The sequence below is a fragment of the Mesorhizobium sp. P2_B5 genome, assembly GCF_056404775.1.
This window is the reverse complement of record NZ_JBFUDJ010000011.1, coordinates 127,479-141,412: the sequence shown is the minus strand read 5'-3', so window position 1 is coordinate 141,412 and position 13,934 is coordinate 127,479. Positions and strand designations below refer to the sequence as shown.

General features: G+C 62.4%; 13 protein-coding genes and 1 pseudogene. 8 read left to right on the top strand and 6 right to left on the bottom strand.

Annotation, left to right across the window (positions count from 1 at the left end; genetic code table 11):
* Window positions 1–36: 36 nt before the first annotated feature.
* Window positions 37–324 carry a hypothetical protein gene (locus tag AC1D1N_RS26890; RefSeq protein ID WP_477352089.1) on the bottom strand — a complete coding sequence of 96 codons (288 nt, stop codon included), beginning with the start codon at window positions 322–324 and terminating at the stop codon, window positions 37–39.
* A 273-nt stretch (window positions 325–597) separates the two neighbouring features.
* Here AC1D1N_RS26890 and AC1D1N_RS26885 point away from each other — a divergent pair, with 273 nt between their 5' ends.
* A complete protein-coding gene (locus tag AC1D1N_RS26885) occupies window positions 598–843 on the top strand; it encodes a hypothetical protein (RefSeq protein WP_112562378.1) in 246 nt (81 codons plus the stop codon).
* Between the two features lie 658 nt (window positions 844–1,501).
* Window positions 1,502–2,729: pseudogene (locus tag AC1D1N_RS26880) on the top strand (anion transporter).
* On the opposite strand, the gene AC1D1N_RS26875 reads toward AC1D1N_RS26880, so the two are convergent.
* Window positions 2,726–3,316 carry a TetR/AcrR family transcriptional regulator gene (locus tag AC1D1N_RS26875; RefSeq protein WP_352559536.1) on the bottom strand — a complete coding sequence of 197 codons (591 nt, stop codon included), beginning with the start codon at window positions 3,314–3,316 and terminating at the stop codon, window positions 2,726–2,728. The pseudogene AC1D1N_RS26880 and the gene AC1D1N_RS26875 sit on opposite strands and share 4 nt — an antisense overlap.
* Before the next feature lie 85 nt (window positions 3,317–3,401).
* On the opposite strand from AC1D1N_RS26875, the gene AC1D1N_RS26870 reads away from it, so the two are divergent.
* Window positions 3,402–4,301 carry a crotonase/enoyl-CoA hydratase family protein gene (locus AC1D1N_RS26870; RefSeq protein ID WP_477352087.1) on the top strand — a complete coding sequence of 300 codons (900 nt, stop codon included), beginning with the start codon at window positions 3,402–3,404 and terminating at the stop codon, window positions 4,299–4,301.
* 56 nt (window positions 4,302–4,357) lie between these two features.
* Here the strand turns inward: AC1D1N_RS26870 and AC1D1N_RS26865 are convergent, their stop codons facing one another.
* Entirely contained in the window at window positions 4,358–5,431 is a 1,074-nt protein-coding gene (locus AC1D1N_RS26865) for an HPP family protein (protein ID WP_477352085.1), read from the bottom strand.
* Window positions 5,432–5,655: 224 nt separating this feature from the next.
* Window positions 5,656–6,825, bottom strand: coding sequence for a cystathionine beta-lyase (locus tag AC1D1N_RS26860; protein ID WP_477352083.1), 1,170 nt, complete (start codon window positions 6,823–6,825; stop codon window positions 5,656–5,658).
* Between the two features lie 473 nt (window positions 6,826–7,298).
* On the opposite strand from AC1D1N_RS26860, the gene AC1D1N_RS26855 reads away from it, so the two are divergent.
* From AC1D1N_RS26855 to AC1D1N_RS26835, 5 genes are all read left to right on the top strand, one after another.
* Window positions 7,299–8,327, top strand: a complete 1,029-nt coding sequence (locus AC1D1N_RS26855) for an amino acid ABC transporter substrate-binding protein (RefSeq protein WP_352590233.1) — start codon at window positions 7,299–7,301, stop codon at window positions 8,325–8,327.
* Window positions 8,328–8,389: 62 nt separating this feature from the next.
* Complete coding sequence (locus AC1D1N_RS26850; protein WP_436259438.1) at window positions 8,390–9,577, top strand: amino acid ABC transporter permease; 1,188 nt, start codon at window positions 8,390–8,392, stop codon at window positions 9,575–9,577.
* Between the two features lie 4 nt (window positions 9,578–9,581).
* Window positions 9,582–10,739 (top strand): amino acid ABC transporter permease, encoded by a 1,158-nt coding sequence (locus tag AC1D1N_RS26845; RefSeq protein WP_436259439.1) that lies wholly within the window; start codon window positions 9,582–9,584, stop codon window positions 10,737–10,739.
* 21 nt (window positions 10,740–10,760) lie between these two features.
* Entirely contained in the window at window positions 10,761–11,564 is an 804-nt protein-coding gene (locus AC1D1N_RS26840; protein ID WP_023671483.1) for an amino acid ABC transporter ATP-binding protein, read from the top strand.
* A 102-nt stretch (window positions 11,565–11,666) separates the two neighbouring features.
* Window positions 11,667–12,332, top strand: coding sequence for a TIGR02117 family protein (locus AC1D1N_RS26835; RefSeq protein ID WP_477352080.1), 666 nt, complete (start codon window positions 11,667–11,669; stop codon window positions 12,330–12,332).
* A gap of 28 nt (window positions 12,333–12,360) precedes the next feature.
* On the opposite strand, the gene AC1D1N_RS26830 is transcribed toward AC1D1N_RS26835, so the two are convergent.
* On the bottom strand, window positions 12,361–13,584 hold the full coding sequence (locus AC1D1N_RS26830) for an FAD-dependent monooxygenase (protein ID WP_477352078.1): 1,224 nt from the start codon (window positions 13,582–13,584) through the stop codon (window positions 12,361–12,363).
* Between the two features lie 19 nt (window positions 13,585–13,603).
* A complete protein-coding gene (locus tag AC1D1N_RS26825; protein ID WP_436259442.1) occupies window positions 13,604–13,849 on the bottom strand; it encodes a zinc-finger domain-containing protein in 246 nt (81 codons plus the stop codon).
* Between the last annotated feature and the right edge of the window lie 85 nt (window positions 13,850–13,934).

Here is a 13,934-nt window from a genome sequence, read left to right as displayed (position 1 = left end):
GGCCAAGCCTTGTCCCTGTAACAGGGCAGGCGGCGGCTATCCAAGACTGTCGATGCCAGACAGTTCGCGCCGAATGTCGGGAAGCGATGTAAATCGCGCCGCCTCGACGGCGGCCAGGCCATCGAGTTCCATCGCTGCGCCGTAGAGTTGGGCCACCTGCATCACAAGCAACTCGACGTCTTCGAGAGCGAGGTTCTCGTCAAGATTGCGCAATCGCACTTCTTCGGCAACCACGGCGATATTGACCATTCCATGGGAGCCTAGGGCGGCAAGAACCCGTGAATTGAGGTCCTCTCTTAATTGGGCCGAATATCCGTAACGCATGGAAGCCTCCTTTCCAGGAGTGAGCTGTCCCTCACGAAACAAGATGCGTCTGGTATTTTCAAATGACAAGGAAAATCTTGAAAATCACCATACAAATCAATTAGTTAGTATAGAGCGTTGGTTGCGCAATCGACGCCTCATTATCATAGCACGTCTTGTGTGTGACCTGCCTATCGGTCGCTCTTGACGCACTATGCGGGGACCCCTAACTGTACTGTTAATGAGACACATACTAACTCATGGTATTTCTGGTCCAAGCGGTTGGAGGCGCGTATGGCCGAGTTGGAACGACCCGAGCGACTGCAGATCATGCTGACGGCTGAAGAATTGTCTGCCTTGGAAAATTGGCGCTTTGAAAAGCGTATGCCAAGCCGTTCGGCCGCGGTGCGGGAATTGCTGCGGCGCGGTCTCGACGCGGACGGATTCCTGACAGCCGGGCAAGGAGCGAAGTCGCAGGACTTTGGAATTCTACGCAGTGCGAATGGGGACGGATCGTCGGGCGAACAAGCTGGCGACTAACAACCAGTCGCTTCATCTGAACCTGCCGCTATCATGGTTGCAAGCCCGCTCCGGTTTTGCCGGGGCGGGCTTTTTTGCGTTTCCGGGACTTTTGAACGGGAATATCTGGGTGTCCCTGGGGGTTGACCGTTCCGCTCAAAATTCCCCGTCACCGCACTCCCGGCATACGACGCTGTGGCCCGGGCAGCTGAGCCGGTGGGTTCCCCCGGGGCAGCAATGACCGTTCGAACTCATCCATCTTGCGCAGACAAAGATCTTGCGGGCGCCGCGGCAGAGCGGACATTCCATCGGGCGGGTCAGCAGGTTTTCCCTCTCCGAAGCGCGGCACTCTCTCTCAAGACTCTGGCCCATCTGGAAACCCCCAGGCCGAAATACGGCTACGCCATCTATATCCGAAAAGCCTGAATTAGAATTTAACCATATAAGTCACGAGCGAGGCGACGGGGGAGTTTCGCTATGGCCTGTCAGGTGCGGGGACCCGCTACATGATGGCTCGCTCCGTTTGCTCTCCGCACCACGATTTGCCCGCCAATTTTCACACTCGGATCTCCATGGACGCTTTCGCTTTTCAGGGGCGACGCTAAAAGCTGCATGGCTGAGGACGTGAGCGGGAAGGATCCGTTCCGGCGTCGGTTTATTTGAACAGGATGATTTGCCAATGACATTGATGGGCGCAGCGGCATTGCTGATCCTCATCCTGACATATGCAGGCGTCGCCATCGGCCGCATCCCGGGACTCCGTCTCGACCGGGCAGGGATCGCGCTGCTTGGCGGCGCGGCGATGATCGCCATCGGCGCGCTCAGCATGGAGGACGCCTATCGCGCCATCAATTTCGACACCATCACGCTGCTGCTCGGCATGATGATCGTGGTGGCGCATCTGAAGGTCTCGGGCGCCTTCCGGGCGCTCGGCGCCTACGCCATCGAGCACGCGCACGCGCCTTTCATGCTCCTGGTGATGGTGACGCTGCTGACCGGCGTGCTGTCGGCCTTCCTGGTCAATGACGCGATCTGCCTGGTGATGGCGCCGATCGTCGTCCACGTCACCCGCGTCATCAACCGCAATCCCATCCCCTATCTGATCGCCACCGCCACCGCATCCAACTGCGGCAGCGTCGCCACCATCACCGGCAACCCGCAGAACATGGTCATCGGCGCGCTGTCGGGAATTTCCTATCCGGCCTTTTCGGCCGCGCTTGCGCCGGTTGCCTTGTTCGGCCTTGTCGCCGTCATCGTCATCGTGCGCATCGTCTACCGGGCCGAATTCGCGCGCAGTGCCGAACTCAGCCCGGAAGTCTATCGCGGCCGCATGCTGCCCGGACAGGTGCTGAAGGCGGTGGTCGTCTGCATTGGCCTGGCTTGTCGCCTTTTTCGCCGGCGTTCCGGTGGCCAAGGCCGCGCTCATCGGCGGCGCCATCGTGCTGCTGACCCGCGCCATCAAGCCGGGTCGCATCTATCGCGAGATCGACGGCCCGCTGCTGTTCATGTTCGCCGGCCTGTTCATCGTCGTCGCTGGCGCCGAAAAAACACTGCTGACGCCGGATATCATCGCCCAGGCCAAAGGCCTGGGGCTGGACGATGTTTGGCGGCTCTCCGGCTTCACCGCTGTGCTTTCCAACATCATGAGCAATGTTCCGGCGGTGCTGGCGTTGAGGCCGTTCATACCCAGGCTTGAAAACCCCGAGCGTGCATGGCTGGTGGTTGCGATGAGCTCGACGCTGGCCGGCAACTTCACCTTGCTCGGGTCGGTCGCCAATTTGATCGTCGCCGAACAGGCGCGGGCCGCCGGGAAACAGCTGTCCTTCTCAGCCTTCTTCAAGGTCGGCCTGCCGCTGACGCTGCTGACCCTCGCTGCCGGCACGGCCTGGCTGGCGGCTGGTTTCTAGGAAATGGTCGCTGACACCAACCGTGCCCGAACCAGCGTTGCAGCGGCATGTCCCGCCGCCTTGATATAGTCGGGGTTGTGGTGGATCAGCATGCTGGAGAAGGCGCCGTCCATCAGCAGCATGATCTCGCGCGCCAGCATATGCGGCGCTGCGACGCTGTGGGCCGACAGTTCCGCCGCCAGCCATTTTTCGAAATTTGCCTTGTGTCGCGACCCCGCCTTGACCGCTGGGTGTCCGGGCATCGAGGCAAGCTCCGCGGCCGTGCGCAGGAATCCGCATCCTTTCCACTTGGGATGGCGTGCCACCCGCGCCAGATTGGCGAAGATCGCTTCGACCTTGCGGTCGGCACCGCCTTCCGCGGCCTCGAACCAGCCGGCCATCTGCTTCAGATTGGGCTGGTCGCGGCCATCGAGATAGGCGGCGATCAGATCGTCCTTGCTCTTGAAATGATAGTAGAGCGTCCGTTTGGTCAGCCCCGCTTTTTCGGCGATGGCATCGACGCTGACGCGGCCGATCCCTTCCGCATAGAAGAGCTTCGTCGCGGCATCGACAATGCGTTTGCGGGTCGGACTTTCAGCTTCAGGCATGACGCTATGTATACCGACTAGTGAATATACATGCAATCGAAAACCCGATCCACTTCGGTCGACAAACGACGGGAAGGGAACAGACATGACCGAGCTTGTGCTCGCCGAGGCCCGCAATGGGATCGCCATCCTCACACTCAATCGCCCCGAAAAGCTCAACGCCTTGAATTATGCGCTGATCGATCGTTTGCTTGCGGTCCTCGATGCGGCCGAGACCGACGATGATATCCGTGCCATCATACTCACCGGGGCAGGGGAGCGCGCCTTCTCCGCCGGCGGCGACATCCATGAATTCTCAGGCAGCGTGGCCAACGGCGCCGACGACGCGCTGCGCGATTTCGTCATGCGCGGCCAGCGTTTGACCGCGCGGCTGGAGGCCTTCCGCAAGCCGGTCATCGCCGCCGTCAACGGCATCGCCTTCGGCGGCGGCTGCGAGATCACCGAAGCCGTGCCGCTCGCCATCGCCAGCGACCGCGCCTTGTTCGCCAAGCCTGAGATCAACCTCGCAATGCCACCTGCTTTCGGCGGCACGCAGCGGCTTCCGAGACTGGTCGGGCGCAAGCGAGCGCTCGAGCTGCTGTTGACCGGCGATTGGTTCCCGCCGCCGCGCGCCCTTGAGCTGGGCCTCGTCAACCAGGTGGTGCCGCACGAGGAGCTGATGCCGGCCGCGCTCGATCTCGCCCGGCGCATCGTCACGCACTCCCCGGCGGCAATTGCTGCGATCCTCACCGCAGTGGCGCGCGGCCTCAACCACAGCATAGCGGAGGGGTTGCTGGTCGAGGCCGAGCAGTTCGCCCGCATGGCCCCGACCGCCGACCTGCGCGAAGGCCTCGACGCCTGGATCGAACGGCGCAGGCCCGCCTACGATGGCTCATGGGGCCATATCACGCGGCCGGACGAGGCAAGGCGCGCCTCGCAACGGCTCGACCGCGCCGGGCAGGATGGCGATCCGCAGCCATCCATACCGCGATCGAAGTCGGGATAACGACGGCACGAAACGGGACTGACGCGGTGGCAGCCGGTTCGGCGATCTCGCCAGCGCTAGGCCGTCACCAGAGGCGTCGTCTGTATCCGGGCGGCTGCCGCCAAGAGGTCGGTCTGCGTGATCAGGCCGAGGATGCGGCGCTCGCTGTCAATGATCACCACTGCATGGCTGCGCCCGTCGGTGAGCACGGGAAGCAGGCTCATTGCCGGTGTGTCGGGGGAGGCGGTGCCGGCGTTCGACATCACGCCTTTCACTGTTTCGGTAGCCCGTGTCAGCTCGCGCAGGCCGACGGCGCCGACCAGCCTTGCCTCCGCGTCGACCACCGGCAAGGTGCGGACGTTGTGGTCGAGGAGTTGCTGTCGCGCCTGATCGGGCGAGGCGTGCTCAGGCACCGACACCACGTCGCGGGACATAATGTCGGCGCACAGCAACGTCCGGTGCGAGCGAACCATGGCCTGCAGTTCGACCTGGCGCAGCAGCAATTCGAGATCGCTGCGATCGATATCGAAAGTCTCGTCCAAAGCACAAAGCGCGTCATCGATATCCTCGGGCCGGAAGCCGACGCGCTGCACGGCCGGCGGATCTGCCGTTCCATGGCTGTTGGCGGCAGAGGCGGGCCGGTGCGGGTAGCTGCGTCGCGACAGCCTGTGGAAAGCATAGCCGAGTGCGACCAGAATGATGGAATTCAGCGCCACCGGCACGAAGGGAAACAGGAAGCTGGCGCTGGTCACCGCCGGTCCGCCAAGGACAGCGGTCAACGCGGCGGCTCCGCCCGGCGGATGCAGACAGCGCGTGAACGACATGGCGGCGATCGCCAGCGCCACGGCCATGCCCGTGACGAGAGCCGGCTCGTGCACGAAATGCGCAACGATCACGCCGATCAGCGCGGATATGGTGTTGCCGCCGATGATCGACCATGGCTGCGCCAGCGGGCTCGCAGGCACCGCAAACAGCAGCACCGCCGACGCGCCCATCGGCGCCACAAGCAGCGGCACATGCGGGCCGTTGCCGAGCACCAGCGCGCCGATCGCCCCGGTCAGCGCAATGCCGACCATTGCGCCGATACAGGCGATGAGGCGCTCACGCAGCGTCGCACCGGCGAGAATGGGGACGAAGAGACGAAAGGCCACGGCAAGCTCAGTCTGGCTGGAAGTTGCGGCTCGAAGCGCCTTGCAATGCGGGCTGACTGCCCGCTTTGAAAGTCGATCCAATCCGAAAAACCGCATACTGGGGAAATAACATTGCGCACGGCCGAGCAATGAGCGGCTTTGCGACATCGGGCGTCTCACAATGCTTCCCAGCCAGTCTTTTCAGGCCTTTGTGCCGGTTTGCGGATTCGGCTTGGTAGGTTGGTTCATACTGCCGCGGCAGCGGCCAGTCCGCGCAGGATGTCGGCCTTGAGGTCCTCGACATCCTCGAGCCCGATCTGCAGGCGGATGAGCGGGCCGTCATAGGGACCCTTGGCGACGATGCGGTCGCCGAGGAAGACCGGCACGGCAAGGCTTTCATAGCCGCCCCAGGAATAGCCGAGGCCGAAGATCCTCAGCGCATCGAGGAAGGCATGCTGCTGTTTCTGGCCACCGCCCTTGAGCACAATGGAAAAGATGCCGCTCGAGCCGGAGAAATCGCGCTTCCACAGCGCGTGATCGGGATGGCTGGGCAGCGCCGGGTGCAGCACGCGTGCCACGCCGGGCTGCCCTTCGAGCCAGGCGGCAATGGCGAGCGCGCTCTTTTGATGGTGATCCAGCCGCACGCCCATCGTGCGCAGGCCGCGCAGCACTTGGTAGACGTCGTCGGGGCCGGCGCAGCAGCCCATTGTGTAGAACGTCTCGCACAGCTGTTTCCAGCAGTCGGCATTGGCCGACGCGGTGCCTATCAGCACGTCGGAATGTCCGGCCGGGTACTTCGTCGCCGCATGGATCGAGATATCGACGCCGTGGTCGAGCGGGCGGAAATAGAGCGGCGTCGCCCAGGTGTTGTCCATCATGACGATGGCGCCGGCCGCATGCGCCGCCTTGACGATGGCCGGGACGTCCTGCACCTCGAAAGTGTTTGAGGCCGGCGATTCCGTGAACACGACCTTGGTGTTGGGCTTGATCAGCTTGGCGATGCCGGCCCCGGCATGCGGGTCGTAATACTCGACCTCGACGCCCAGCCGCTTCAGCATCGTGTCGGCGAAATTGCGGGTCGGATGATAGACGGAATCGACGATCAAAACGTGATCGCCCGCCGACAGGAAAGCCAGCAGCGGAATAGTCACCGCCGCCAGGCCCGACGGCACGATTATCGTGCCGGCCGAGCCTTCCAGAGCGTCGATCGCATGCGCCAGCGCGTCGGTGGTCGGCGTACCGCGCGTGCCGTAGGTGTATTTCTGGCTGCGCGCGGCCATCGTCGCGGCATTGGGGTAGAGCACGGTCGAGGCATGCACGACCGGCGGATTGACGAAGCCGAAATAGTCGTGCGGGTTGTTGCCGGAATGGGCAAGCCGCGTGTTGATGCCCAGTTCGCTGCCGTCTGTCGCCATGGTTCGCCGCCTGTCAAAGGATGTAAGGAGATCAGCCATAAAGCGGTGGCAAAGCCCGCGCAACAGCCGTGGACCCGCCAAGCGGTGGGGTTTACATGGGCCAATCCATCGCGGTTCGCGCCCTCCAACAAAGCATCGCTATAGTGACGGCGGAGTCTGTCGCGAGCTATAGACTTGTGCGGCTGCTTCTTTGACTGATTTGTTTGCACGGGTTGCCGATTTCCTGGTGCTCTTGTGCGCATTTCAGGCATTCGCGGCAATTGGTTTTCAAAGCTGTCGTGAATCGGTCATTTCCCTTGACCTCACAGGAATAATCGCCTTCGATGCAGTTCGTGAATGGGAGGAGCCGGGCGTCGGTTACGACGCGGGGTTCCGGGAATGAGCCGGATGGGAGCCGGGTTCACGCGGGAAAAAGATCAGGATTTGCCTGAGGATCAGGGTTTACCTGAAAAACAGAAAAGGGTCTGTGGGTTATGAAACACATTGCAATTGGCATTCTCGGCGCCGCTGCGCTTGGATGGATGGCTTCGGCCGCGTCGGCGACCACGCTCGACGACGTCAAGGCGAAGGGCTTCATCCAGTGCGGTGTCTCGACTGGTCTGGCCGGTTTCTCGGCGCCTGACGACAAGGGCGACTGGAAAGGCATCGATGCTGATTTCTGCCGCGCTGTCGCGGCTGCCGTCTTCGGCGACGGCACCAAGGTCAAGTTCACCCCGCTTAGCGCCAAGGAGCGCTTCACCGCGCTGCAGTCGGGCGAGATCGATATCCTGTCGCGCAACACCACCTGGACCATCAATCGCGATACCGCGCTTGGCCTGAACTTCATCGGCGTCACCTACTATGACGGCCAGGGCTTCATGATCAACGCCAAGAAGCTGCCGGGCGTCAATTCCGCGCTGCAGCTTTCGGGCGCGGCGGTCTGCGTGCAGAGCGGCACCACGACCGAGCTCAACCTCGCCGACTACTTCAAGGCGAACAAGATGGAGTACAATCCGGTCGTCTTCGAAAAGCTGGAAGAGGTCAATGCCGCCTATGACGCCGGCCGCTGCGACGTCTACACCACCGACCAGTCGGGTCTCTACGGCATCCGCCTGACGCTGAGCGCGCCAGCCGATCATGTCGTGCTGCCCGAGATCATCTCCAAGGAGCCGCTCGGTCCGGCCGTGCGCCAGGGTGACGACCAATGGTACCACATCGTCAAGTGGACCTACTTCGCGCTGTTGCAGGCCGAGGAACTCGGCATCACCCAGGCCAATGTCGAGGAGCTGAAGACCTCGGATAATCCGGAGATCAAGCGCGTGCTCGGTCAGGAGGCCGAAACCAAGATCGGCACCGACCTCGGCGTGAGCAATGACTGGGTCGTCAACATCGTCAAGGCCGTGGGCAATTACGGCGAGATGTTCGAGCGCAATGTCGGCACCGGCAGCCCGCTGAAGATCGCGCGCGGCATCAATGCGCTGTGGACCAAGGGCGGCCTGCAATACGCGCCACCGATCCGCTGATCGAAATGTGATCCGGAAGGCAGATCGTCTGCCTTCCGGTTTCTCTTTCCAGGGATGGTCCAATGGCGTCGCAGGAAATTCTTCGCGAGGAGCCGAGCCGAGGTTCCTTCATCAACGATCCAAAAGTCCGCGGGATTTTTTTCCAGGCGGTGGTTGTCATCTTGCTGGTGGCGGGCGTCTGGTGGATCGTCCACAACGTTATCGAGAATCTGCAGCGCCTGCATATCGCTTCCGGGTTCAGCTTCCTGAAAAACCGTGCCGGGTTCGACATCCCAGTCAGGCCCATCGCTTATACTTCGGACTCGACCTATGGCGATGCCATTATTGTCGGGCTGATCAACACCCTCATCGTTGCCGGTGCCGGCATCATCACCGCGACCATCATCGGCTTTGTCGTCGGTATCGGCCGCTTGTCGCGAAACTGGCTGATTCGCAAGATCTGCACCGTTTATGTTGAGGTGTTCCGCAATATCCCGCCGCTGCTGGTGATCTTCTTCTGGTATTCAGGCGTGCTGGCGGTGCTGCCGGCGCCTCGCGACAGTTTCAATTTGCCGTTCGGCTCTTTCCTCAACCAGCGCGGCTTCTATTTTCCACGGGCTATCTGGGGCGAGGGGTCCTGGCTGATCTTCGTCGCTTTGCTTGTCGGCATCGCCATGGCGTGGTTCGTAGCCCGCACGGCGCGCCAGCGGCAAATGGCGACCGGCCAGCAATTTCCGGTGTTGTGGACTTCGTTGGCGCTGATCGTCGGCCTGCCATTGCTGGCCTACGCGCTGAGCGGCTTTCCGCTGAGCTTCGATTTTCCCAAACAATCGACCTTCAACCTGACCGGCGGCTTCCAGATCGGACCCGAGTTCCTGTCGCTCTATCTGGCGCTGTCATTCTACACGGCTTCCTTCATTGCCGAGATCGTGCGCGCCGGCATTCTCGGCGTCAGCAAGGGCCAGACCGAGGCGGCTGGCGCGCTTGGGCTGCGGCCGGGATCGATCCTGCGGCTTGTCGTCGTTCCTCAGGCCATGCGCATCGTCATCCCGCCGCTGACCAGTCAGTATCTCAATCTGACCAAGAACTCGTCGCTGGCCATTGCCATCGGCTACCCGGACCTGACGGCAATCGCCGGCACTGTGCTGAACCAGACCGGCCAGGCGGTCGAGGGCGTGCTGATCATGATGGTCGTCTACCTCATAATCAGCCTGGTGACCTCGGCAGTCATGAATGTGGTCAACGCCAGGATGGCGCTGGTGGAGAGGTAAGGCCATGCAGGAACATGATACCTCCTGGGTACGCACCGAAATGGCACTGGCGCAACAGGCGCCGGCAGGCGTGCGGGGGCCTTTGGCCTGGGTTCGCAAGAACCTGGTCGGTTCGGTGGGCGACGTCATCCTAACTGTACTGGCTATTGCGCTGGTGGTGATGATCGTGCCGCCCATCATCAATTGGGCCTTCATCAACGCCCAATGGGTGGGGCCGGATCGCACGGTATGCGCCACGGCAGCGCAAGGCGGCATCCAGCCGGACGGCTGGTCCGGCGCCTGCTGGGCCTTCGTCAACGCCAAGTTCGGTCAGTTGATGCTTGGCCGTTATCCGATCGAAGAACGCTGGCGGCCGATCCTGGTCGCCATCCTGTTCGTGGCGCTGCTGGTGCCGCTGCTGATCCCACGCGTGCCGCGCAAGGGATTGAACGCCATTCTTCTGTTCCTGGTGCTGCCGATCGTCGCCTTCGTGCTGCTGGTTGGCGGTTTGTTTGGCCTGCCCCATGTCGAGACGCAGCTGTGGGGTGGGTTGCTGGTGACGCTCAGCTTGTCCTTTGTCGGTATTGCCGTGTCGCTGCCGATGGGGATCGTGCTGGCGCTCGGCCGACGCTCCAAGATGCCGATCGTCAAGACGCTGTGCGTGATCTTCATCGAGTTCGTTCGCGGCATCCCGCTGATCACGGTTCTATTCTTCGCCAGCGTCATGCTGCCGCTGTTCCTGCCTGCGGGCGTTTCCTTCGACAAATACCTCAGGGCGTTGATCGGTGTGTCGTTGTTTGCCGCTGCCTACATGGCCGAAGTGATACGCGGTGGTCTGCAGGCGATCCCCAAGGGTCAGTACGAGGGCGCGGATTCACTTGGCCTCGGCTACTGGCAGAAGATGACGCTGATCGTACTGCCGCAAGCGCTAAAGCTGGTCATTCCCGGCATCGTCAACACCTTCATAGGCATGTTCAAGGACACCAGCCTGGTGATCATCATCTCGATGTTCGACCTGCTTGGCGTCGTCAAGCAGAACTTCGCGGACGCCAATTGGGCGACGCCGCAGACCGCGAGATCTGGCCTCATCTTCGCAGCCTTCGTCTTCTGGCTGTTCTGCTTCGGCATGTCGCGCTATTCGATGTACACGGAACGCCGGCTCGACACCGGCCACAAACGCTAAGAACAAAAAGGGGAACCTGCCATGGTCATAGAAAACGCCGTCAGCGCCGAAGAGATCAAGGTCGATGCCAAGAAGATGCACATCTCGACCACCGATGTCGCCATCGACATCATCGGCATGCACAAATGGTATGGCGAGTTCCATGTGCTGAAGGACATCAATCTGAAGGTGATGCGCGGCGAGCGCATCGTCATCTGCGGTCCTTCGGGCTCCGGCAAGTCGACCATGATCCGCTGCATCAACCGGCTGGAGGAACACCAGAAGGGCAAGATCATCGTCGACGGCAAGGAACTGACCAACGATCTCAAGAAGATCGACGAGGTGCGCCGCGAGGTCGGCATGGTGTTCCAGCACTTCAACCTGTTCCCGCATCTGACCATCCTGGAGAACTGCACGCTGGCGCCGATCTGGGTGCGCAAGACGCCGAAGAAGCAGGCCGAGGAAATCGCCATGCACTTCCTCAAGCGCGTGAAAATCCCGGAACAGGCCAACAAGTATCCGGGCCAGTTGTCCGGCGGTCAGCAGCAGCGCGTGGCGATTGCCCGCTCGCTGTGCATGAACCCGCGCATCATGCTGTTCGACGAGCCGACCTCGGCGCTCGACCCTGAAATGATCAAGGAAGTGCTGGAGACGATGGTGGGTCTGGCCGAAGAAGGCATGACCATGCTGTGCGTCACCCACGAAATGGGCTTTGCCCGCAAGGTCGCCAACCGGGTGATCTTCATGGATCAGGGCCAGATCGTCGAACAGAACACGCCGGCCGAGTTCTTTGACCATCCGCGCCACGAGCGCACAAAGCTGTTCCTGTCGCAGATCCTGCACTGAGCATTTTCATCCCAAACCAGAAGAGCCCGGCCGCAATGCGGCCGGGCTTTTTGCTGTCTGGGGCCGGACGATGACGTCGGGAGACCGCAAAGCCGCCGCCGCATGAGAAAAGCCCTGCGTTTTCTGGCCATGCTGATTGTCGCGGTCGCGCTTGCCGCCACGCTCGGCACTTTGGTGCCGCGCCCGCTCTGGCCGGCGTCGGCGGCGGGTGAGGGCACGCGCCACATTCTGGTGCTGAAGAATCCGATCCACACCGACATCGCCATTCCGGTCGATGATGCCGTACGCCAACGCTTCCATTTCCTGGTCGATGCCGGCATCGCTGCGGATGCTCCTGAGGTGCGCTACATCGTCTTCGGCTGGGGCGGCCGCGCCTTCTATCTGGAGACGCCGACCTGGTCTGAGCTGAAAGCAGTGCCTGTGCTCAAGGCGCTGACGCTGGACGCCTCGGTCATGCATGTCGATATCGCCGGCGCCATCGCCGAACCGCATCCCGCCGTCACCGGCTTCGACATCGATGAGGCGCGTTTTGCAGCGTTGCTCGATTACATCGACGCGAGCTTCCAGCAAGGGCCGGACGGCCCCATCGTCATCGAGAATGCCGCGTATTCGAGGTTCGACCGCTTCTTTGAGGCGAACGGCCATTTCAACGCGCTGGTCGGCTGCAACACCTGGACGGCGGCGGGTCTGCGCACCGCCGGTCTGCGCACCGGCTGGTGGAACCCGCTACCTGCCTCGCTCCGCCTGTCGATGCGGCTTTACAACTAGCTGAAAACGGTAGGCATCCCGGCGACGTCTAGCGCCGGATGATTTTCTGCGGCTCCCAGCCATAGAGCCAGTCGAGATCGGCGGCTAGCTTTTCGGGCGAGCGCATGGACAGGAAGAGATTGCGGGCGACAGCCACCGGGCCGGCGGCATGCCAAGCCAACCGGTTGACGGCGCCGCGACGTGCTGCCTTGGCGACCCGGGGCCGCCGCAGGTTTTCCCAGATCTGAAGACTCCTCGCCGGATCGGCAGGGAAATCGGCAATGACGTCAGCCAGCATCACGGCATCCTCGATCGCCATGGCCGCGCCTTGCGCCGCAAACGGTGTCATCGCATGCGCGGCGTCGCCAATCAGGGCGATGCCTTGCGGGCTTGTCCACCGCTGCTGGACGACCGTATGGATCGGAAAGGCCGTCCAGGGACCGGCCAGCGCCACAAGCTTCACCAGGCCCGGCGCTGTGCCGCGCGTGGCGCCGTCGAGAACAGCTGGGTCGGCATGGCCCGACCAGCCTTCGGCTATGCGCTCGCCCTTGGTGAAGGCGGCGAGATTGAAGGCGCGGCCGTTGCTGACGGGATAGGCGACCATGTGGAAGCCGGGATGCAGGAAGGTGGTGACACAGTCGGCGGCGCCGATCGCGGTAAAGGCTTCTCCGGCGGTGCTCTCAGCCGCGACCGTTGCCCGCCAGGCGAGTTCACCCGAAAAACGGCTTTTGCCGAAGCCTGCGAGTTGCGCCCGGACCGACGACCAGACGCCGTCGGCGCCGACCAGGAGCCGGCCGCTTGCCTCGATCGCGCGGCCATCCGCTTCGGCGGTCACGGCGACATCTGACGCATTGACGGCGATGCTGTTGACGCGTGCACCCGTGACAAGCTCAATTCCCGGCCGTTCAACCACTTGCGCCAGCAGCGCCGCCTGCAGATCAGCGCGGTGGGCGACGAGATAGGGCGCCTGCCAGCGCGCTTCGGCGGCTTGCCCAAGTGGCACCCGCGCCAGTTTGCGCAGCGTTCCGGCATCCTTGAGCACCACCGCTTCCGGTCGCAAGGCCGCCGGCAGCAGGCGCTCAAGCACGCCGAGCTTTCGAAGTATGCGTGTTGCGTTGGGCGAAAGCTGGATGCCGGCGCCGGCGGCCTCGAGGCGCGACGCCTGTTCGAACAGCCTTACCGCATATCCGCGTTCGGCAAAGGCAAGGGCAGCCGTCAACCCGGCGACGCCAGCCCCGGCGATTATGACCTGCCGGGCCTGTGTGTCCTGCATCGGGCTGGTCGCGAAAGGTTCAGGCGGCCTGGTCGATATAGAGGCAACCGGGCGGCTGGGTTTCCGTCGCCTTCAGCTTCGCCGAATAGCGATAGAGCGTCGAGCAATAGGGGCAGACCTTTTCATTGTCGTCGCCCATGTCGAGGAAGACATGCGGATGATCGAAGGGCGGATTCGCGCCGGTGCACATGAATTCCCTGACACCGATGTCGATCGCCGGGTGGCCGGCATCGTTCTGGAAATGGGGAATGGAACCGCCTGCCATCGTCGTCTCCTTAACGCAGTCTCGTCTGCATCTGGATCATAACAGCTCTCTTTGCAAGATCGATGAAATGAAACTGTCGCAAAAG